The organism is Curtobacterium sp. MCBA15_005, assembly GCF_001864855.1.
In the GTDB taxonomy this organism is placed as follows: Bacteria; Actinomycetota; Actinomycetes; order Actinomycetales; family Microbacteriaceae; genus Curtobacterium; species Curtobacterium flaccumfaciens.
Window position 1 is genome coordinate 230,975 of record NZ_MJGL01000056.1, and the last position, 19,784, is coordinate 250,758.

The 19,784-nt window shown below is 71.5% G+C and carries 19 protein-coding genes; 6 read left to right on the top strand and 13 right to left on the bottom strand.

The window, feature by feature from the left end; all coding sequences use genetic code 11:
* Positions 1 to 8 precede the first annotated feature (8 nt).
* Positions 9 to 821: a hypothetical protein gene (locus BIU89_RS14810; RefSeq protein ID WP_071247669.1), complete on the top strand. Its 813-nt coding sequence runs from the start codon at positions 9 to 11 to the stop codon at positions 819 to 821.
* A gap of 3 nt (positions 822 to 824) precedes the next feature.
* On the opposite strand, the gene BIU89_RS14815 is transcribed toward BIU89_RS14810, so the two are convergent.
* Positions 825 to 1,301 carry a GNAT family N-acetyltransferase gene (locus BIU89_RS14815; protein WP_217642837.1) on the bottom strand — a complete coding sequence of 159 codons (477 nt, stop codon included), beginning with the start codon at positions 1,299 to 1,301 and terminating at the stop codon, positions 825 to 827.
* 105 nt (positions 1,302 to 1,406) lie between these two features.
* Between BIU89_RS14815 and BIU89_RS14820 the strand changes: the two genes are divergently transcribed.
* Positions 1,407 to 2,120 carry a hypothetical protein gene (locus BIU89_RS14820; RefSeq protein WP_071247672.1) on the top strand — a complete coding sequence of 238 codons (714 nt, stop codon included), beginning with the start codon at positions 1,407 to 1,409 and terminating at the stop codon, positions 2,118 to 2,120.
* A gap of 84 nt (positions 2,121 to 2,204) precedes the next feature.
* Here the strand turns inward: BIU89_RS14820 and sufU are convergent, their stop codons facing one another.
* From sufU to BIU89_RS14850, 6 genes are all read right to left on the bottom strand, one after another.
* Complete coding sequence (gene sufU, locus BIU89_RS14825; RefSeq protein ID WP_027466240.1) at positions 2,205 to 2,654, bottom strand: Fe-S cluster assembly sulfur transfer protein SufU; 450 nt, start codon at positions 2,652 to 2,654, stop codon at positions 2,205 to 2,207.
* Positions 2,651 to 3,943: an aminotransferase class V-fold PLP-dependent enzyme gene (locus BIU89_RS14830; protein ID WP_071247673.1), complete on the bottom strand. Its 1,293-nt coding sequence runs from the start codon at positions 3,941 to 3,943 to the stop codon at positions 2,651 to 2,653. Before BIU89_RS14830 ends, sufU begins: the two co-directional genes overlap by 4 nt.
* 135 nt (positions 3,944 to 4,078) lie before the next feature.
* Complete coding sequence (locus BIU89_RS14835; protein WP_071247674.1) at positions 4,079 to 4,291, bottom strand: Rv0909 family putative TA system antitoxin; 213 nt, start codon at positions 4,289 to 4,291, stop codon at positions 4,079 to 4,081.
* Positions 4,292 to 4,386: 95 nt separating this feature from the next.
* Positions 4,387 to 5,670 (bottom strand): chloride channel protein, encoded by a 1,284-nt coding sequence (locus tag BIU89_RS14840; protein ID WP_071247675.1) that lies wholly within the window; start codon positions 5,668 to 5,670, stop codon positions 4,387 to 4,389.
* Positions 5,671 to 5,769: 99 nt separating this feature from the next.
* A complete protein-coding gene (locus BIU89_RS14845) occupies positions 5,770 to 7,881 on the bottom strand; it encodes an alpha-galactosidase (RefSeq protein WP_071247676.1) in 2,112 nt (703 codons plus the stop codon).
* A gap of 121 nt (positions 7,882 to 8,002) precedes the next feature.
* Complete coding sequence (locus BIU89_RS14850; RefSeq protein ID WP_071247679.1) at positions 8,003 to 8,986, bottom strand: magnesium and cobalt transport protein CorA; 984 nt, start codon at positions 8,984 to 8,986, stop codon at positions 8,003 to 8,005.
* A 153-nt stretch (positions 8,987 to 9,139) separates the two neighbouring features.
* Between BIU89_RS14850 and BIU89_RS14855 the strand changes: the two genes are divergently transcribed.
* On the top strand, positions 9,140 to 9,949 hold the full coding sequence (locus BIU89_RS14855) for a tryptophan-rich sensory protein (RefSeq protein WP_027466234.1): 810 nt from the start codon (positions 9,140 to 9,142) through the stop codon (positions 9,947 to 9,949).
* Positions 9,950 to 10,042: 93 nt separating this feature from the next.
* Here the strand turns inward: BIU89_RS14855 and ald are convergent, their stop codons facing one another.
* The 3 genes from ald to BIU89_RS14870 all read right to left on the bottom strand — a co-directional run bounded on the left by ald (position 10,043) and on the right by BIU89_RS14870 (position 13,243).
* Positions 10,043 to 11,152 (bottom strand): alanine dehydrogenase, encoded by a 1,110-nt coding sequence (gene ald, locus BIU89_RS14860; protein ID WP_071247682.1) that lies wholly within the window; start codon positions 11,150 to 11,152, stop codon positions 10,043 to 10,045.
* A gap of 141 nt (positions 11,153 to 11,293) precedes the next feature.
* Positions 11,294 to 12,253 (bottom strand): helix-turn-helix transcriptional regulator, encoded by a 960-nt coding sequence (locus BIU89_RS14865; protein WP_083404397.1) that lies wholly within the window; start codon positions 12,251 to 12,253, stop codon positions 11,294 to 11,296.
* A gap of 48 nt (positions 12,254 to 12,301) precedes the next feature.
* Positions 12,302 to 13,243, bottom strand: coding sequence for a sugar-binding transcriptional regulator (locus BIU89_RS14870; protein ID WP_110862278.1), 942 nt, complete (start codon positions 13,241 to 13,243; stop codon positions 12,302 to 12,304).
* Positions 13,244 to 13,456: 213 nt separating this feature from the next.
* On the opposite strand from BIU89_RS14870, the gene BIU89_RS14875 reads away from it, so the two are divergent.
* Positions 13,457 to 15,205, top strand: coding sequence for a glycerol-3-phosphate dehydrogenase/oxidase (locus BIU89_RS14875; RefSeq protein WP_027466230.1), 1,749 nt, complete (start codon positions 13,457 to 13,459; stop codon positions 15,203 to 15,205).
* A gap of 112 nt (positions 15,206 to 15,317) precedes the next feature.
* Here the strand turns inward: BIU89_RS14875 and BIU89_RS14880 are convergent, their stop codons facing one another.
* Together BIU89_RS14880 and ykgO are read right to left on the bottom strand one after the other, a co-directional pair.
* Positions 15,318 to 15,974: a histidine phosphatase family protein gene (locus BIU89_RS14880; RefSeq protein ID WP_071247688.1), complete on the bottom strand. Its 657-nt coding sequence runs from the start codon at positions 15,972 to 15,974 to the stop codon at positions 15,318 to 15,320.
* Positions 15,975 to 16,002: 28 nt separating this feature from the next.
* Complete coding sequence (ykgO, locus tag BIU89_RS14885; RefSeq protein WP_071247691.1) at positions 16,003 to 16,125, bottom strand: type B 50S ribosomal protein L36; 123 nt, start codon at positions 16,123 to 16,125, stop codon at positions 16,003 to 16,005.
* Positions 16,126 to 16,170: 45 nt separating this feature from the next.
* Between ykgO and BIU89_RS14890 the strand changes: the two genes are divergently transcribed.
* Positions 16,171 to 17,199, top strand: coding sequence for a GTP-binding protein (locus tag BIU89_RS14890; RefSeq protein ID WP_071247694.1), 1,029 nt, complete (start codon positions 16,171 to 16,173; stop codon positions 17,197 to 17,199).
* A gap of 216 nt (positions 17,200 to 17,415) precedes the next feature.
* Here BIU89_RS14890 and BIU89_RS14895 read toward each other — a convergent pair whose 3' ends face one another.
* Positions 17,416 to 18,939: an MFS transporter gene (locus BIU89_RS14895; RefSeq protein ID WP_027466228.1), complete on the bottom strand. Its 1,524-nt coding sequence runs from the start codon at positions 18,937 to 18,939 to the stop codon at positions 17,416 to 17,418.
* 191 nt (positions 18,940 to 19,130) lie between these two features.
* Here BIU89_RS14895 and BIU89_RS14900 point away from each other — a divergent pair, with 191 nt between their 5' ends.
* Positions 19,131 to 19,655 carry a DinB family protein gene (locus BIU89_RS14900; protein WP_027466227.1) on the top strand — a complete coding sequence of 175 codons (525 nt, stop codon included), beginning with the start codon at positions 19,131 to 19,133 and terminating at the stop codon, positions 19,653 to 19,655.
* Positions 19,656 to 19,784: the final 129 nt, after the last annotated feature.

Consider the following 19,784-nt stretch of genomic DNA (forward strand, 5'->3'; position numbering starts at 1 on the left):
TCAGCGACGTGACCGGTGCCCACGAGCAAGACGACGAGGCGTTCCAGATCACGATGTCGGGCGGTGGCACGCCGCGTGGGCACCTGCAGGACCCGAGCGCCGTCACGCTGCACCTGGACCCGCGGCTCCTCGGCGACACCGCCAGGGGCAAGGAGATGTTCGCACTGGCGATCGACCAGCAGCACACCGCGCTGTCCGACTACGCCACCGCCATCGCGGCCGCCGACGGTGACGTGACCGCTCCGGCCGTGCAGGACGCCGCGACCGCGCTGCACCAGGCGCTCCAGTTCCTGCCGATCGCCCACACCGCGTACACGGGTGTCGGCTTCCCCACGGCCCGCGTCGGGGACGGCTCCCGGCCGACCTCGCTGCGACCGGAGCGCGGCGAGCGCGGCCTCGGCGTCCACCCGGACATGCTGACGGCGATCCAGGGGGACGCATCGCAGCGCTGGGAGCTCGCGTGCGAAGAGGACCTCCCCCTCGCCGTCGAGATCACCCTGGCGACCGATCCGGACGAGAACGTGCGTTCCGCCTTCCTCATGGGGACGAGGTCACGAACCGTCGTCCTGCTCATGGAACAGCGAGAGACCGACCCGGAGATGCTCGAACAGCTCGCCCAGCAGGGCTACGCGAGCCCCGAACGGAAGTTCCCCGTGCCGCTCGCCGACCTCGTTCCCCGAGAGCTGGACGGCCTCTACGAACTCCTCGGTCTCGACGACGACGCCGTCGCGCTCGCGAAGTCCCGCTGGGCACGGGCGCAGGAACGCGGCGAGCGCATCACCGTCGGCGACGCGCTCCGCGAGATCGGCGTCATCGCCTGATCGCTACCCCGGAGCGAGGGCCTTCGCGTACCAGCGGTCGGAGTACGGGTCGTCGTTGAACGGCGCCACCCGGACGAAGCCGAGCCGTTCGTAGAGCGCACAGGCCTCGGCGAGCTCGGCCCGCGTGTCCAGCCGCAGCGACGTGATCCCGCGTCCCCGGCAGACGTCCTCGACGTGGCGCAGGAGCGCCGAACCGACGCCTCGGCCGCGGTGCTCCGGCAGCGTGAACACCTTCGTCAGCTCACCGACGGCACCCACGAAGCGCACGCCGGCGCAACCGACCACCGCTCCCCCGTCGGCGGCGACGAGGAACACCCCGGAGTATCCCTGCAGGTCGTCGTACGGTTCATCGTCGAGCGCCCGGTCGACCTCGGCCGACGTCGCCGCCCGCCCGTACCACCGCGACGCGACCTCCGTCAGGTAGTCCCGCACGATCGCGTCGGATCCGGCCGCGCCGGGATGCGCTGTCTCGACGATCACGTGGTCCATCCTCGTGCTCGTGCTCGTGCTCGTGACCGCCATCAGTCCGCGCCGACGTCCGTCAGGATCGCCCGGACGACGACACTGCAAGGTGAAGGGAGAATCATGACCACGCTCCGCACCACCATCCTCACCGTCGGCATCGCCACGCTCCTCATCGGAGCGGCTGGCTGCGCGACAGCGTCCAGGCCGAGCGCGCCGACCGCCACGCAGACGAGTGCGACGGCCGCCACGCCGACGACGACCCCGAAATCGACCCCGACCCCGACGCCGACGAGCGTCCGGCCGTCGTCCAGCCCGAGCGGCCCCGCGAGCTGGGTCTTCGGCGACGCGTCCTTCGGCCCCGTCCAGCTCGGTGCCACGGACGTCGGCACGGTGCTGCCGGCTGCCGGGTTCTCGCGGCAGCCGTCGAGCGGCTGCCCGACGTTCTGGGAGTGGCAGTCCGCCGACCTGTCCACCCCCAGCGGGTCCGGGTACCGGATCCTCGTCACGTCCGACGACTCCGGGCCCGGTGTGCGCTACATCTCCGTTGCGGGACAGGCAACCGACCCAGGAGCGTTCTCGTCGCCCGTGCTGACGTCCACGGGCATCGCGCTCGGTTCCACCGCAGACGACGTGCGCGCGGCGTACCCCGGGCTCGAGAAGACGATCGACACGTGGGAGCCACCGATCGGCGGCTACCGCGAGTACGTGGCACCGACCACGGATGGCCACTGGCTGCACTTCGACACCACGGGTGGCGCTTCCGGCGCTGAGGACATCGTGACGACGATCGTCATCAACGACACGAAGGCGGCAACGCAGGACGTCTGCCGCTGACCGTGCGGCGGACGGGAGGCGCGGGGCGGGCCCGCAACGGGCCTCCCGACTGTCCGGTGCTCGCGATCGCGAGCCGCATCCGGGTCAGCGGGACGCGGTCGCCTCGCGCGCGGCGGCTTCCGCCGCGACCCAGGCGAGCATGCCGCACTTGACGCGCATGACGAACTTGGAGACGCCGTGGAAGGCGACGAGGTCCTCGAGGACGTCCTCGTCGGGCTCACCGACGCCGCGCGAGCGCATCATGGTGCGGAACTCCTCGGTCAGTGCGAGGAACTCGGGCACGGTGCGGCCGACCGCCATGTCGGTGAGGACGGACGCCGAGGCCATCGAGATCGAGCAGCCGTCGCCCTGCCAGGCGAGCCCGGCGATGCGGTCGGTGCCGGGTTCGAGCCGCAGGCTGACCGTGATCTCGTCGCCGCACGTGGGGTTCCGCTCGAAGTGCGAGGCATCCGCGTCGGGCATCACACCGTCGCCGTGACGCGCCTTCGCGTGGTCGAGGATGACCTGCTGGTACAGGCTGTCGAGGGCGTTCACGCGGTCGCTCCGAAGTAGTCGCGGACCTCGGCGACGGCTGCGAGGAACCGGTCGACGTCGTGCTCGGTCGTGTAGACGTAGGTGCTCGCGCGGCTGGTGGCGACCAGACCGAGGCGGCGGTGCAGGGGCTGGGCGCAGTGGTGGCCGGAACGCACGGCGATGCCCTGCGCGTCGAGGTACTGCGAGACGTCGTGGGCGTGCACGCCGTCGACGTCGAACGCGACCAGGCCGGAGCGCGGGACGCCGGCGGGCGGGCCGACCACGCGGATGCCGGGCACTGCTGCCAGACCGTCGAGCATCCGGCGGGCGAGGTGCTCCTCGTGGGCACGGACGCGTTCCATGCCGATGCCCCGCAGGTAGCGGACGGCCTCGGCGAGGGCGACCGCCTGGGAGACGGGCTGCGTGCCCGCCTCGAACCGCTCGGGCGACGGCATGAACTCGGAGCCCTCCATCGTCACGGTGGTGATCATCGAGCCACCGGTGCGGAACGGCGGCAGGGCGTCGAGCAGCTCGGCACGTCCCCAGAGCACGCCGATGCCGTTCGGGCCGAGCATCTTGTGCCCGGAGAACGCGGCGAAGTCGACCCCGAGCTGCTGCACGTCGAGGGGACGGTGCGGTGCGGACTGGCAGGCGTCGAGCACGACGAGGGCGCCGCGGGCGTGGGCGAGACCGACGACCTGCTCGACGGGGGCGATCATCCCGGTGACGTTCGAGACGTGTGAGAACGCGACGACCTTCGTGCGGTCGGTGATCAGGGCCGCGGCGTCGTCGGCGGTCCAGGTGCCGTCGTCGGCGACCGGGATCCAGCGCAGGGTGGCACCGGTCAGCGCGGCGAGCTCCTGCCACGGCACGAGGTTGGCGTGGTGTTCGGCCTCGGTCACGAGGATCTCGTCACCGGCGCCCAGGCGGAAGCGCTCGGCGTCGGCACCGCCGCGGCCACGGCTGGCGTTGGCCATGCCGTAGGCGACGAGGTTGAGCGCGTCGGTGGCGTTCGCGGTCCACACGACCTCGGTCGGGGCGGCGGCGCCGATGAAGCCGGCGACGGTGGCGCGGGCGTCCTCGTAGGCGTCGGTGCTGAGCGCCGCGAGCGTGTGGGCCCCGCGGTGGACGGCGGCGTTGTCGTGCTCGAGGAACCGGCGCTCGGCGTCGAGGACCTGGCGCGGGCGTTCAGCCGTCGCCCCGGAGTCCAGGTACGCCAACGGCTGCCCGTTCACGTCCTGCGCGAGGATCGGGAAGTCCCGCTTGATCACCTCGACCTCGGTCTCGGTGAGCGGCTGGTTCGGCGCCACGACTGTCACGTCTCGTCCTCCTGGTGCTGCTGTCCGGAGCAACCCGTCCATGGTGTCCGTTGTTCCCGACCACGTCCAGTCGGCACGGCGACGGCCCAGGACCACGCCGGGTCCTGGGCCGTTGCACGTCGTCCGCTACTCGTTGCCGATCTTCTTGTCCGCAGCGTCGCGGGCACCGTCGATCTTGTCGTCGTACTTGCCGCCCGTGGCCTTCTTGACCGCGTCGGCCACGCCGCCGAGCACCTTGTCGCTGACGCCCTCGGCCTTCTCGCTCTGCAGGGCGTCCTGGACCTTGCCGTCCTTCAGGAACTCCTGGGCCTTCTTCGTGATGTCGTCGAACCCCGCCATCGGCTGCTCCTCGTCTCGGTGCGGAGCCCGTCGCTCCGTCCTGGCGCCGACAGTAGGCCACCGGGCAGCCGTCCGTACCGGAACGCTCGGGGTCTTCACACCATCTGTGCGCTGCGGCGGCGGGCGAGCACGTACCCGACGGCGACCGCGCCGGACACCGCGAGCAACGAGGGCACGAGGATGTCGGTGCCCTGCTGGGTGAACTCGACGACGAGCACGAGGGCGGTGAACGGCGCCCGCATGGTGGTGGCGAGGAAGGCCGCCGCACCGACGAAGGCGAAGGCCGCCAGACTCGGACCGTCGGCCGGCCACAGCAGCAGCCACGCACCGCCCAGGCCACCGCCGATCGCCGAACCGATCGCGATCGACGGGGTCAGCGTGCCACCGACCGCACCGGCCCCGATGGTGGCCGAGGTGGTCACGGTCCGCAGGACACCGAGCAGCAGCAGGAGCACGATCGGCGACAGGCCGGCGAACGAGGCGTCGTCGAGCGTGGTGTTCATCGCGACGAGGCCGAGCGCCCGACCGTTGCCGAGGATCTCCGGGAACGGGATCGCGATGAGCCCCACCATCGCGAAGACCACCGGCAGCACGACGAGCAGGTGCCAGCCCTTCGGGGCGATGCCCTGCAGCCGGTTGGTCAGCTTGACGAACCCGACCCCGGCGAGCCCCAGCACGGGTCCCACGACGACCGCCCAGACGAGCAGCGACGGCGAGAGGTGCATCGCGGGCACGTGGTACAGCACCTCGTCCGGGATCACGAGCCGGGCGGTGATGGCGGCGACGGCGCTCGTGGCGAAGGCGGGCAGGGCGGTCGCGAAGCTGATCTCGCCGAGCAGGACCTCGACCGCGAACAGCGCACCACCGAGGGGCACGTCGTACACGGCGGCGAGGCCGGCCGCGGCACCGCAGGCGACGAGGATCTTCGTCTCGCGTGCGGCCAGCCCCGCACGACGGGTGACGAGTTGGGCGAGCCAGGCCCCGACCTCGCGCGGCGCCACCTCTTTGCCGATGGACGCGCCGAGCCCCACGGCCAGGATCTGGATGCCGGCGTTCGCGAGCGTCGCCAGGGCCGGCATCCGCTTGCCGTCGACGGCCGCGGTGACCGAGACGATCGAGCGCCCCCACCGTCGGAGCGCCCACCAGGCGAACCCGGTCAGGACGCCGGCCGCGGTGAGCGCGAGGAACCGGTTCAGGCCGGACGGTGCGTCGGCGGCCTCGAGGTGCCCGCCGAACCCGTACCCGAAGGCGACGAACTGGATGAGCTGGAGCGCGAGCCAGACCGCGATGCCGGCGATGCCGCCGGAGACGCCCACCAGGGCGGTGACGACGGCGAGCTTGAGGGCCCAGACCGGGGTCGCGTGTCCGGAGTGCGGCATGACCGGAAGCCTAACGGGCTGGACGCACCCGATGACGGACCGCGACGGGCCGCCGGACGCGGGACGGGCCTCCAGGCCGGGAGCCCCGACCACCCGCCGTCAGACGGCCGTCACCCGGAACGGCACCACGCAGTCGGCCGGCATGAGCGGCGGCTGCAGGCCGACGGTGCCGAGCACCCGGCCGCTGAACACCCGCGGGCCGGACCACCAGTCCGGTCGCACCAGGTCGTGGCCGTCGCCGATGACCACCGGGTCGACGCGGTACGCCGTGTCGGGGTCGAGGTCGCGGAAGGTGACCCGGCCGGTGCCGGAGACCTCGGAGCGGCCGATGCCGGCGAGGAAGAAGACGGCCTGCTGCCGGTCCGGCGCGACCGTGCCGTACACGAGCCGCGCGTCGTCGACCTCGTCGGAGCGCACCAGGTCGCCGCCGTGCAGGAGCGGGCGGAGCTCGCGGTAGAGCGCGATCCACTCGGTCAGCGCGGCGGACTCGTCGGCGGTCGCGCCGGCCAGGTCCCACTCGATGCCGAGGTGGCCGACCAGGGCGGTGCCGGCACGGAAGGCAAGGTCGTGGACGCGACCGGTCGTGTGGTTCCGGCCACTCGCGATGTGCGACCCGAGCAGCTCCGGCGGCAGGAGCTGCTGCGTCCACCGGTGCATCTGCTGGCGCTCGAGCGGGTCGATGTCGTCGGACACCCACACCCGCGCGGTGTGCTCGATGACGCCGAGGTCGACCCGACCGCCACCCGACGAGCACGACTCGATCTCCAGGGACGGGAACCGCTCGCCGAGCGTCGCCATCAACCGGTACGCGGCGAGGGTCTGCTCGTGGACCGCTGCGCCGCCGCCCGGGAACCCCGCCTCGACGAGGTCGCGGTTGTGGTCCCACTTCACGGCGTCGACCGCGTACTCGCCGATGATCGCCGTCATCCGTTCGAGCACGTGGTCGAAGGCCTCGGGGATCGCCAGGTTGAGCACCTGCTGGTCGCGGGACCGGGCGGGCAGCCGACCGTCGGCCTGCAGGATCCACTCCGGGTGGGCGCGGGCGAGGTCGCTGTCCTCGTTCACCATCTCGGGTTCGAACCACAGGCCGAACTCCATGCCGAGCGCACGGACGCGGTCGACCAGGGGGCCGAGTCCGTCCGGCCAGACGTCCTCGTCGACGTACCAGTCACCGAGGCCGGCGTGGTCGTCGCGGCGGCCGCGGAACCAGCCGTCGTCGAGCACGTAGCGTTCGACGCCGAGGGCTGCGGCACGCTCGGCGAGGTCGACGAGGCGGGCCAGGTCGTGGTCGAAGTACACGGCCTCCCACACGTTGATCGTCATCGGGCGGGGCGTCGTCGGGTGCTGCGGGCGGCTCCGGAGCCAGCGGTGGAACCGTCGGGCCTGGTCGTCGAGGCCGTCCCCGTGGGCGAAGTACACCCACGGCCCCTCGTACGTGGCACCGGTGTCGAGCCGGACCTCGCCGGGCAGCAGCAGTTCGCCGCCGCCGATGACCTGGCGGCCGGTGGCGAGCCGTTCGGCGTGGTGCCGGTGGTTGCCGCTCCAGGCGGTGTGGACGCCCCAGACCTGGCCGTGCGCGAAGCCGAAGCCCGGCTCCCCCACCGTCAGCACGGTCGCGGCGTCGGTGCCGGTGCGGCCCTTCCGTCCCTCGCGCTGGTGGGTCCCCACGACGAGTTCGCGGCGCTGCGGGGTCCGCTCCTTGCCCCAGCGGCCGGCGAAGTCCAGGATCTCGCGGGCCCCCGACGGGATCGGCATCGCGAGCGTCAGGTCGTCGACGGTGTAGACGCCGTCGGCGGTGTTCGTCACGCCCGCGCGGGCCCGCACGAGCCCGGAGCCGAGCATCTCGATGGTCACCCGGACGGTGAGCCCGGCAACCGTGTCCTCGGCGTCGGCGGTGACCGCGGAGTCGGTGACCGCGAGCGACGTCACCGTGAACGCCGGCGACCAGTCGGCGCCGTCACGGTGCCCGGCGAGCCCCGGACGACCGCTCCAGCCCCGGTGCGGCTCGGGCAGCACCGACAGGCGGACCGGGTCGTCCATCTCGTTCGGTGCGACGGGCGCGACATCGGCGTCGGCGAGGGCCGTCAGCGCGTCGGTGTCGAGCGGTCCGAGTGCCGCTCCCCAGTGCACGACGGCGGGGAGCGCGGCGTCGCGGCAGTCCAGGACGAGCGAGACGCCACCGGCGGTCAGGTGGACGAGTTCGTGCGGCATGCGGGGCTCCAGTCGGCGTCGTTGCACGTCAGAGCTTTCCGGTCCGGAGCCGTCCGCTGCAAATCCTGCTGCGGCGCGGCTCCGGTTGCGGCTCAGGTTGCGGCTCAGGTCGCGGCGCGGCTCAGAACCAGCGCTTGACCTTGAACACCACGTAGAGGATCGCGGCGAACAGGACCATCGCGACGATCGACAGCGGGTACCCCCACGTCCAGCCGAGTTCAGGCATGTGCGTGAAGTTCATCCCGTAGATCGCGGCGATGAGCGTCGGCGCGAACAAGATCGCCGCCCAGCCGGAGATCTTCTTCGTGTCGTCGTTCTGCTTCTGCGCCGCCAGGGTCGAGTCGACGGTCAGGGCGTTCTGCAGCAGCTGCCGGAACGTGTCGAGGCGCTCCACCACCCGGATCGCGTGGTCGAGGACGTCGCGGAACCGCCGCTGCATCTCGATCGGCAGGTGGTACTTCTCGGCGCCGCGGTGCAGGTTCTCGATCATGTAGACGAGTGGACGCGCCGCACGCTGGAAGTCGACGACCTCGCCGAACAGCTCGTACACGCGCCGGGACACCCCGGCCTCGCCCGAGAACAGCTGGTCCTCGATCTGGTTGATGTCCTCTTCGAGTCCGTCGATCACCGGCACGTAGCCGTCGACGATGGAGTCCATCAGCGCCCAGAGCTGCGCCTGCGGGCCGACGGTCACCAGCCCGGGCTTGCCGCTCAACCGCTGCAGCGCCCGGGGAACGGTCTGCTTGCCACGGGGGTCGGCCTTCACGACGGCGAGGAAGAAGGTCTCACCGACGAAGGCGTGCACCTCACCGAACGCCACCTCTTCCTGCTGGTCGTTGTACAGCGCGGGCTTGAGCACCACGAACAGCGTCGAGCCGTAGCGCTCGAGCTTCGGTCGCTGGTGCCCCTCGGCGGAGTCCTCGACCGCGAGTTCGTGCAGGCCGAGAGCGACCGCGACGTCGCCGAGTTCCTCGGCGTCGGGCTGGTGCAGGACGATGCACGCGCTGGCGCCCTGCTCGTCGAGCATCCGGAAGGTGTCGTCGAGGGACGGACTCGCGATCGGTGCGATCCGGTCGATGTAGACGGTGTTCAGTTCGACGCTCACGCGCCCACCGTACGCAGGGTGGCCGGTCTCCGGCCTGGAGGCCCGTGGCACGCCCGCCGTGCACCCCGCGTCCTGCCTGAACGCGCGCTGCACGACCGGCGGCACCGGCCGCCTACGGTGCAGGTCATCAGCATGCTGACGAAAGGGACTGTCATGAAGAGGATCTGGAAGCGCATCGCGGTGGCCGTGAGCGCGGTCGTCGCCGTCATCGGCGCGTACGTCGGGTCGGGCGCCGCCGGTGGGACGCCCATCCAGGACGCCGCCGGTGGCGCACTGTCGGCGTCCTCCACCGCGATCGCCCCGGACGGCCCGGCCTTCTCGATCTGGAGTGTCGTCTACGCCGGGCTCATCGGCTACGCGGTGCTGCAGCTCTTCCGCACCGCGAACGACGAGCGGCACGAGCGGCTGGTGGTGCCGGCGGTGCTCTCCCTGCTGCTCAACGCCGCTTGGATCCTGTCCGTGCAGTTCGGGTTCCTGTGGGCGAGCGAGCCGATCATCGTCGCACTGCTCGTCGTGCTGATCTGGACGTTCACGATCCTGCGCCGGACCCCGTCCCGCGGGGTCGTCGAGGCGATCCTGACCGATGGCACCTTCGGGCTGTACCTCGGGTGGGTCTGCGTCGCGACGGCCGCCAACACCGCTGCGGTGCTGACGGCGGCGGGCTTCCGGGGCTTCGGACTCGGGCAGGACCCGTGGGGTGTGGTCGTCGCCGCGGTGGCCGGGCTCGTCGGGGTCCTCATCGCCCTGTGGGGCCGGGGACGCCTGGCGCCGATGGCGTCGGTCGCGTGGGGTCTGGCATGGGTCGCCGTGGCCCGGTTCGAGGGGCCGCTCGTCTCCGTGCCGACGGCGGTCGCGGCCGTGGTGGCTGCGGCGGCCGTGGTCGTCGTGACCGTGGTGGTTCGTGCCCGCGCCGGCTGGGTCGGCGGGCGTGCCGGTCGGGCGGCGGCACCGGTGGCGGCCTGACGCGCGTGGTCTTGCGCGTCGTTTCGCGCTGAGCGACACCTCACGCGGCCGCTGGCCCGTGAGGTGTCGCTCAGCGCGAAGACTCGCGCGGCCTCAGCGCGACGACTCGGCGGACGCCACCAGGCCGTGCGCGGCGGCGACCGCGGCGTTCGTGACCCGGCCGGCGTGCACGTTCAGGCCGGCGGCGAGTGCGGGGTCGGCCTCGAGCGCGGCCTCCCAGCCACGGTCGGCGATCGCGACGGCGTAGGGCAGCGTGGCGTTCGTCAGCGAGATCGTGCTCGTGCGCGGGACGGCCCCGGGCATGTTCGCCACGCAGTAGTACACGGTGTCGTGCACGGCGAACGTGGGGTCGTCGTGGGTGGTCGGGCGGGAGCCCTCGAAGCAGCCGCCCTGGTCGATCGCGATGTCGACCAGCACCGAGCCCGGCCGCATGTCGGCGACCATCGCGTCGGTGACGAGCTTCGGCGCCGACGCCCCGGGGATGAGCACGGAGCCGATCACCAGGTCGGCGTCGCGCAGCGCCTCGGCGATGGCGTGCGCCGACGAGCGCAGGGTCGTGACGCGGCCGTCGAACCGGGCGTCCAGGGCCCGGAGCCGCGGCAGGCTGATGTCGAACACCGTGACGTCGGCGCCCATGCCGAGCGCCATCGTCGCGGCGTGCTCCCCCGCGACGCCGCCGCCGATGACGACCACGCGGCCCTTCGGCGTGCCGGGGACCCCGCCGAGCAGCAACCCGCGCCCACCGTTCGTGCGCATCAGGTGGAACGCGCCGACCTGGGCGGACAGTCGCCCGGCGACCTCGGACATCGGTGACAGCAGGGGCAGCGAGCGGTCCGGCAGCTGCACGGTCTCGTAGGCGATCGCCGTCGCGCCCGAGTCGATGAGCGCGTCGGTCAGCGGTCGGTCGGCGGCGAGGTGCAGGTAGGTGAAGAGCACCTGGCCCGGCCGGATCATCGGGTACTCCGACGCGACCGGCTCCTTCACCTTGAGGATCAGCTCGGCGCGCTCCCACACCTCGGCCGCGGTGTCGACGATCGTGGCCCCGGCGGTGCGGTACTCGTCGTCGGTGAAGGCCGAACCGGACCCGGCACCGGCCTGCACCAGCACCTGGTGGCCATGCGACCCGAGCTCGGCGACGCCGGCCGGAGTGGCGGCGACGCGGTACTCGTTGTTCTTGATCTCGGTGGGGACGCCGATGCGCATGCTGACTCCTTCGTGGGCGGTGCGTTCGTCCCGTCCATTGAGCACCAGATTCGCCCACAGCACCGCTGAGCCGAACATCCGGATAGTGGCAGCGCGATCCGTGTCACGAGATTCGGCGGAACGGTCCGCGGCAGCAGTCGGTCAGTGCCCGCGCAGCGACTCGCTCGGCAGCTCCCCGAATCGGCTGCGGTAGGTCGCCGAGAAGCGCCCGAGGTGCCCGAAGCCCCACGTGCGCGCGATCTCGGCCACCGTCGTCTCGTCCAGGCCGCTGCCGACCAGGTCGGTGCGGGCACCGTCGAGTCGCACGCCGCGCAGGAGTTCCCCCGGCGTCTGGTCGAGGTGCCGACGGAGGGACTGCTGCAGGCCGCGCGGGCTGAGCCCCGCCGCCGCCGCGATGTCCGGGGTGCCGATCGCTTCACGCGCGTGCTCGTGGACGAACTCGAGCGCCCGGCGCAGGCGGTCGTGCTCCGGGCCGCTGCCGGACACCGACGCACGCCACTTGTTGCGCTGCGGGAACGCCCGGATCGCCGCGGTCGCGAACGCCTCGGCGATGTCGTGCTGGACCATCGGGCTCATGGCCTGTTCGACGTCGAGCCAGACGGCCGAGTACTTCCGCACCACCGACCGCCACAGCGCGATGCCGTCGGCCGTCGGGCGGCGCATCGGTTCGAAGGCGAAGTCGTCGTCACCGGCCACGGCACGGACGAAGTCGCGGTCGAGCTGCACCAGGTTCAGGGCGATGTCGTGGTGGTGCAGCGCGTACGGCTCGGCGAAGGGCAGCACGACGGGCACCCCGGCCTCGAGCTCGAACGTCTCGCCGCCCGTGGTGATCCGGCTCGAGCCGCTCCGCATCCAGGCGACGAGGAACTCGTCGTCGACCTGGCTCTCGCTCCGCAGGTCGACCATGAACCGTGACGAGCGCAGGGACATCCGCTCGTCACCGACGCCGGCGAAGTCCCAGTGGGCGTTCTCGTGGGTGCGACGGACCAGTGGTGCACGGAAGTCGTAGTCGCCCGTGAAGAACGCGAGCGCCTGGTCGACGTCGCTGCCGACCATCCGCCGGAAGTACCGCTGACCGGGCTGTTCGAGAGAAAGCACCATGGTCGAGAACCTACGACGGACCACCGACAAACTGCGTCAGGTCCTGACTCAGGGCTGCAGGATCGCCTGCCCCACACTCTCGTCCAGGATCAGGTCCGTGATGAGCCCGGCGGCCAGCGCGCCCCGCAGCGACGCCGCCTTCGACCGCCCGGCGACGACGCAGACCCGCCGCGGCGCGCGCTTGATCGTGTCGAGGTCCGGCGCGCCGGCCCGTGCGTTCACCCCGATGTCCTTCCACGAGCCGTCGGCCCGGTAGAACACCGTCGAGACGTCCCCGACGACCCCCGCCTGCGTGAGCTCGTCGCGGTCCTCGGGGTCGAGGTACCCGCCGGAGTACACGTGCGAGGGCACCGGGGCCTGCGGGGCACCGACACCGAACACGACGAGGTCCATCCGCTCGTGCAGGTCGAGCACACGGCGGATCGAGCGCTCCCGGAACAGGGCCTCCTTCGTCGCGGGGTCGTCGAAGAACGCCGGCACCGGGAACTGCTGCACGAAGGCCCCGTAGGCCTCGCCGAACCGGCGCAGGATCTCGGACGCGTAGACGATGCCGGTGGTGCGGGTGTTCGCGGCGCCGTTGATCTGCACGATCGTCGAGCCGTGGGTGGTCTTCGGCACCAGGTAGCGGCTGACCGCGCTCACGGTCGAGCCCCACGAGATCCCGATCACCATGTTCGACTCGACGTACTGCGTCAGGATCCGGGCGGCGGACAGCGCGACCCGCTCGAGCCGGTCGACGTCGCTCGTGTGGTCCGGCACCGGGACCACGTGCGCGTGCACCCCGAAGCGGGAGCGGATGCTCCGGCTCAGCGCAGCGGCCTGGTCGAGCGGAGAACGGATCTGGATGTCGACGAGCCCGGTGTCCCTGGCGTACTTCAGCAGCCGCGACACCGACGAGCGCGAGGTGCCGAGTTCGTCGGCGATCGCGTCCATCGTCAGGTCCTGCAGGTAGTACAGGTGGGCGGCGCGCAGCGCCTGCTGCGTACGCATGGGCTGAGCCGCATCGCTCATGGTGCTCCGATCTGTCGAACGCAACCATGCACGGACGTGCAGGGCCTCTGCAACCCCTGCCGCGCCTCCTGACCGCCGTGTCGGGCCTGGACGATACGTGTGCTGCACGTTCGTGCACGCGAGTTGCCCGCCCTGTTGAACGAGCGCACGATCGATCCTGACCCCACGAACAGACGAAGGAAGCGACGAACCATGTCGAAGAAGACACAGCCCCGGAACACGGTGACCGCCCTCACCGAGCGCCCGAACGCGCAGGTCCTCGTCGTCGGCGGCGGCATCAACGGCATCGCGACGTTCCGCGACCTGGCGCTCCAGGGCGTCGACGTCGCCCTGGTCGAGCGTGGCGACTACGCCTCCGGCGCCTCCGCGGCCTCGAGCCACATGATCCACGGCGGCATCCGCTACCTGGAGAACGGCGAGTTCCGCCTGGTGCGCGAGAGCGTGCAGGAGCGCAACGGCCTGATCCGCATCGCCCCGCACTACGTCAAGCCGCTGCAGACGACCATGCCGATCTTCTCGACGTTCTCCGGCATCATGAACGCCCCGCTGCGCATGCTGACGCACAAGCAGCGCTCCACCAAGGAGCGCGGCGCGATGCTGATCAAGATCGGCATGACGATCTACGACTCCTTCTCGCGTGACGGCGGCTCCGTCCCGAAGCACGTCTTCCGCACCAAGAAGGCCGCGCTCGAGGACATGCCCGCCCTCAACAAGGACCTGAAGTACACGGGTACCTACTACGACGCGAGTGTGCACGAGCCCGAGCGCCTTGCCCTCGACGTCCTGAAGGACGGCCTGGCCGCGGGAGCCGGGAGCGGCTCAGCCGCGACCGCTCGCGCCACGAACTACGTCGAGGCAGCCGGCACCCGCGACGGCGGCGTCCTGCTGCGCGACCGCGAGACCGGCGACGAGTTCGTCTTCACGGCCGACGTCGTGATCAACGCCTCCGGCCCCTGGACCGACCTGACGAACGAGGCGTTCGGCGGCGAGACGAAGTTCATGGGCGGCACGAAGGGCTCGCACATCGTCGTGCACAACGACGAGCTGCTCGAGGCCACCAAGGGCCGCGAGCTGTTCTTCGAGAACGACGACGGCCGCATCGTCCTCATCTACCCGCTCAAGGGCCGGGTGCTCATCGGCACCACCGACATCGACGCCGACCCCGCGAAGCCGGTCACGACGACCGACGAGGAGATCGACTACTTCTTCGGGCTCGTCAAGCACGTGTTCCCGCAGATCGACGTCACCCGCGACCACATCGTCTACAGCTACTCCGGCATTCGCCCGCTCCCCCGCCACGAGGACACCGCCCCCGGCTTCGTGTCCCGTGACTACCGGATCGTGGACACCCAGATCGCCGGGCTGCCGAAGTCGACCGTGCTGTCGCTCGTCGGTGGCAAGTGGACGACCTTCCGTGCCCTCGCCGCACACCTGTCCACGGAGGCGACGACCAAGCTCGGCATGAGCCGCAAGGTCGACACCACCGGCATGCCGATCGGCGGTGGCAAGGAGTTCCCGACCACCGACGCGCAGCGCGCCCTGTGGATCAAGTCGCACCGCGACGGCCTGGACGAGTCCCTGGTCGAGGGGCTGCTCGAGCGCTACGGCACCCGTGCCGCCGAGGTCGTGGACGTCCTGACCGACGGCCCGGTCGAGCCGCTCGAGTCCGACCCGTCGCTCACCCGCGCCGAGGTCGCGTACTTCGCCCGCCACGAGCAGGCCGTCCACCTGGTCGACGTCGTCCTGCGCCGCACGAACCTGGCGTTCGTCGGCGGGGTCACGATCGACCTGCTCGACGAGCTGGCCGACGTGCTCGCCGAGGCGCTCGGCTGGACGACCGAGGAGCGCGCGGACGAGGTCCAGCGCACGCTCGATGTGCTGCGTGAGTCGCACGGCGTGATCGTGCCGCTGACGTCCGCGTCGGCGTCGCAGCTCGCGTAGTCGACGCAAGGACAAGACGGACGGGAGGCCCGGTACCAGCTGGTACCGGGCCTCCCGTCCGTTCGTGGTCGCGTCTGCGAGCCGTTGGTCGCGTCGGCGACCGCTGGTCGCGTCAGAAACGCTCGCCGGTGGGGTCGAGCGCCGTGCGGTCGATGAGCTGGTCGCCGCCGACCGGCTCGCCTTCCCAGTCGACCAGGCGCCAGCCGTCGGCGAACGAGCCCTCGAGCTCGACGATGCCGGTGTTCTCCAGGTGGCGCTTCGTGCCGAAGTGATCCGGGGTGTTCTGCGCAGCCGCGCTCGCCCACGTGCGGATCGCGGCACCGTGGCTGACGGCGGCGGCAACAGCGACCTCGGTGGCCTCGATCTGCCGGACGGCGTCGTCGTAGCGCTCGAAGAACTCGGTGCCGCTCTCGGCACCGGGCATCCGGGTCGTCCGATCGCCGCCGGACCAGCCGTGCACGGTGGAGATGTAGGTCTGCACGGACACCTTGTCGCTCTTGCCCTGGGTGTCGCCCGCCTCGATCTCACGCAGGCCCGGCAGCACCACGGGCTCGAGGCCGAGCGAGGTCGCGAGGGGCGCCGCGGTGATCTGCGTGCGGATCATCGACGACACGAACAGTCGCTCGATCCCCCGGTCGGCGAGCGCTGCCGGCAGCGCGTCGGCCTGCTGCTGCCCGAGCTCGGTCAGCCCCGGTCCGGGCACCACGGCATCGAGGATGCCGTGCACGTTCGCGGGGGTCTGGCCGTGGCGGATGAGCAGCAGTCGCATGCCGCCACCCTACGGACCGCCGCTGACGTCAGCCCTGCCGGGTGTTCCAGCGGGGGTTCTTCTTGTTGATGACGTAGACGCGGCCCCGGCGTCGGACCACCTGCGAGCCGGGGATCTGCTTCAGGGCCTTGAGGGAGTTGCGGACCTTCACGACGAGCCTCCTTGTTGATAACGGTTTTCAGTTACAGTAGCGGACATGCGTGCTGCTGCCATCACCCTCGTCACCGCCCTGCACCAGGTCGACGCCGACCGCGTCGCCGCCCGGATCTCGGACGGACACCGGATGCACGTCGCCGGGAGTGCCTTCGCCACCGCCCGCGCCGTGGCCGACCGTGCCGACCAGCTCGACCGGGTCTGCGGACCCGACGCGGGCCACGGGCTCGTCGTCACCCTGCACCCGGGGGCCGATGCCCGAGCGGTCGGCATGCTGCTCGCCAACGCGGCACGGTCCGAGACCGGCGACGACCGGGTGCTGCGGCACGTCGTCGGGGTGCTGCGGGCGGACGACGTCGCGCACCTACTGTGGTCGGACGTCGACGACGCCTTCGTGGCCGCGGACCGGATGGCCGCACTCGTCGAGTACGCGACGGTGATCGCCCTCGACCGCATCGAACCGCTGTCGGGCCGTCGGCGTCGGGCGCTCGTGTCACTGCTGCACCGGATGGCGCCCCAGGCCGTGATCGTCGCCCTGCCCGCGATCCGCAGCGCCGCCGACCTGCCGGCGTCGAACGGTGGAGCCGCGCGGGTGCTCGCCACCGGTGCCGGCTGGATGCGGGCGCTGTCGAGCGGTGCGGGCACCGGGCGCGAGGCCCGCGACGCCCTGGTCTCGATGCGCTACCGGGAGCCGCTGCCCTTCCACCCCGGACGACTGTCGTCCGTCATCGCCGACGACCTGTCCGCCGGGGTGAACGGCCGCGTGCTGCGGTCGCGGGGGTTCTTCCGCCTGGCGTCCCGGCCGGACCACGTCGGCTCGTGGTCGAGCTTCGGGTCGATGCTCGCGCTCGACCCCACCGCGAACCCGTCGTGGGACGCCGACGCCCCGATCGGGCAGGCGCTGTGGTTCGTCGGCGAGCAGCTCGACGTCCGGGCGATCGAGCGGGCGCTCGACGGGGCGCTGCTCACGCCGGCGGAGCTGCTCGCCGGGCCGGACGTGTGGCGCGGCTGGCCGGACCCGTTCCCGGTGTGGCCCGCGGTCGACCCGGCGTCGGAGCACCGGCACGAGTGAGGGGGGCGCGGGCGGGCGGGCCGGGGCGGGCGGGTGCGGGCGGGCTGGTGCGGACGCCGAACGACACTGTCGATGTCGTACGACAGTGACATCGTCGCTCCCCGAACGGTGCAACAGCCCGCGCACGAAACGAACGACGGAGTCGCTGTCGTACGGCAACGACCCCGTCGTTCCACGTCGGCCGGACGCACCCCGCCGACCGATCCCCCACGCGCGTCAGCGCGCTGGCACCCCCTCAGCCTCGCGCGCAGCAGCAGCCGCCGCGTCCTGCGCCGCGAACGGCAGGTCACCGAGGTCCAGGTGCGGGTTCGTGTCCTGCGTGAGCACGAGCTCCTTTGCCTCGTCCTCGGTCTCCACCGCCGGCATCGACCCGGGCAGCGGGCGCTGCGAGGACTCCTTCATGCAGAAGACACCGATCGCTCCGACGACGCTCATCGCCATCAGGAAGTACGCCGGCGCGAGCTCGTCACCCGTCGCGGTGAGCAGCGCCTGCACGATCAGGGGCGTGGTCCCACCGAACACCGCGATCGCGATGTTGTAGGCGAACCCCATGCCGCCGTACCGCGTCGAGGTCGGGAACAGTGCCGGCAGCGACGCAGCCTGGTTCGACACCCACAGCGCCGTCATCAGCGCGAGCAGCCCGAGGCCGGCGAGCGTCGACCACTGCGCCCCGTGCCCGATGAGCATGAACGCCGGCACGACGAGCACGACCGTGGTGGCCGCACCGATCCACATCACGACGCGGCGGCCGAGGCGGTCGGAGAGCTTGCCGGTCAGCGGCAGCATCACCGCGAGCAGCAGGAGCACCGGGATCGTCAGCAGTGTGCCGTCGATGGCGGAGTACCCGAGCGAGTCGGTCAGGTACGTCGGCATGTACGAGGTCAGGGCGTAGCCCACGGTGTTCGACGCGGCGACGAGCATGATCGCGATGACGATCGGACGCCAGTGCTGGCGGACCATCGCGACGACGTTGGCCGGGCGCTCCCCCTCGAAGGACGCGCGGGACTCGGTCGCGGCCTCCTGCGCGGCCTGGGTCGCCTGGAACACCGGCGACTCCTCGATCCGCAGACGGAAGTAGATGGCCACGACGCCGATCACACCGGCCGCCAGGAACGGGAACCGCCAGCCGTAGGCGGTCATCGCCTCGTCGCCGAGGGTGAGCTGCAGCACCGACACCACCGTGGCACCGAGCGCGAAGCCGAGGTAGCTGCCGAAGTCCAGGATGCTCGCGAAGAACCCGCGACGGCGGTCCGGGGCGTACTCGGTGACGAAGGTCGTCGCCCCGGCGTACTCACCACCGGTCGAGAAGCCCTGCGCGAGCTTCAGCACGACGAGCAGGATCGGGCCGAACACGCCGATCGTCGCGTACGCGGGGAGCGCCCCGATCAGGAACGTCGACGCCGCCATCATGATCAGCGTCGTCGCGAGCACCTTCTGCCGACCGATCCGGTCACCGAGGCGTCCGAACACGATGCCACCGAGCGGCCGCGCGATGTACGTCGCCGCGAACACCCCGAGGCTGAACAGGATCTGCACCGCGGGTTCGGCCGTCGGCAGGAAGACCTTCCCCATCGTGACGGCCAAGTAGCCGTACACACCGACGTCGTACCACTCCATGGTGTTGCCGACGACCATGCCGCTGACGGCTCGTCGCATCATGCTCTTGTCGACCACGGTGACGTCGCTCTCGCGCAGCCGTCGGTGCGGTCGGGGGTGGGTACTGCTGGGGTCGGAACCCATGCATCGCTCCTCGAGAAGATCGGTGGGCCGTCGGGAACCGGCCCAGAACAGCGAGCGACGTTACCGAGCAACCGAAATGTCATTGGCCGGTGATTCTCAGGGAACGGCGTGTCACCCGAACGGGGGTCGCCGCCGATCCGCACCAGTCCGGCGAACCCGGAAGCTGAGTAACGAGCCCGTAACATCGGCCCATGGCGATCGAACCGGAGACGAAGAACTGGACGTGGGTCATCGAGTCCGCGTGTCCCGAGTGCGGCTACGACGGCAGCGCGGTGACCGTCCGCGACGTGCCGGGCATCATCGACGAGAACACCGCAGGATGGCCCGCGGTCCTCGGACGCGATGACGTGCGCGACCGCCCCGACGACCAGACCTGGTCACCGCTCGAGTACGGCGCCCACGTGCGGGATGTCCACCGGAAGATGGCGGAGCGCCTCGAGCTGATGCTCACCGAGGACGCCCCGACGTTCCCGAACTGGGACCAGGACGCCACCGCCGTCGAGGACCGCTACGGCGAGCAGGACCCCGCGATCGTCGCCGAAGAGCTGCGGGAGTCGGCCGACCGCGCGGCCCGGGCCTTCGCGGCGGTGCCCGACGAGGTGCTCGAGCGCACCGGGCTCCGGTCCGACGGCAGCGCCTTCACCGTCGCGACGCTCGCCACCTACTACGCGCACGACCCGGTGCACCACCTGTGGGACGTGCGGCGCACGCTCTAGACGTGGGGACCACCGGCCTGGAGGCGCGGTGCGGCCCTGCCCCGCACCTCCAGGCCGTCAGGCGATCGCCCCCGCACCCGCCCCCACCTACCGGAATCGGGCGTACCCACCGAAACCGGGCGTACCTGC

Coding starts and splice junctions, on each gene's coding strand:
- BIU89_RS14840 (WP_071247675.1), bottom strand. CDS start 5,670: ATGCCGCACTCCGGACACGCGACCCCGGTCTGGGCCCTCAAGCTCGCC.
- BIU89_RS14865 (WP_083404397.1), bottom strand. CDS start 12,253: ATGGTGCTTTCTCTCGAACAGCCCGGTCAGCGGTACTTCCGGCGGATG.
- BIU89_RS14875 (WP_027466230.1), top strand. CDS start 13,457: ATGTCGAAGAAGACACAGCCCCGGAACACGGTGACCGCCCTCACCGAG.
- ald (WP_071247682.1), bottom strand. CDS start 11,152: ATGCGCATCGGCGTCCCCACCGAGATCAAGAACAACGAGTACCGCGTC.
- BIU89_RS14890 (WP_071247694.1), top strand. CDS start 16,171: ATGCGTGCTGCTGCCATCACCCTCGTCACCGCCCTGCACCAGGTCGAC.
- BIU89_RS14870 (WP_110862278.1), bottom strand. CDS start 13,243: ATGCGTACGCAGCAGGCGCTGCGCGCCGCCCACCTGTACTACCTGCAG.
- BIU89_RS14820 (WP_071247672.1), top strand. CDS start 1,407: ATGACCACGCTCCGCACCACCATCCTCACCGTCGGCATCGCCACGCTC.
- BIU89_RS14895 (WP_027466228.1), bottom strand. CDS start 18,939: ATGGGTTCCGACCCCAGCAGTACCCACCCCCGACCGCACCGACGGCTG.
- BIU89_RS14900 (WP_027466227.1), top strand. CDS start 19,131: ATGGCGATCGAACCGGAGACGAAGAACTGGACGTGGGTCATCGAGTCC.
- BIU89_RS14845 (WP_071247676.1), bottom strand. CDS start 7,881: ATGCCGCACGAACTCGTCCACCTGACCGCCGGTGGCGTCTCGCTCGTC.
- BIU89_RS14880 (WP_071247688.1), bottom strand. CDS start 15,974: ATGCGACTGCTGCTCATCCGCCACGGCCAGACCCCCGCGAACGTGCAC.
- BIU89_RS14855 (WP_027466234.1), top strand. CDS start 9,140: ATGAAGAGGATCTGGAAGCGCATCGCGGTGGCCGTGAGCGCGGTCGTC.
- BIU89_RS14835 (WP_071247674.1), bottom strand. CDS start 4,291: ATGGCGGGGTTCGACGACATCACGAAGAAGGCCCAGGAGTTCCTGAAG.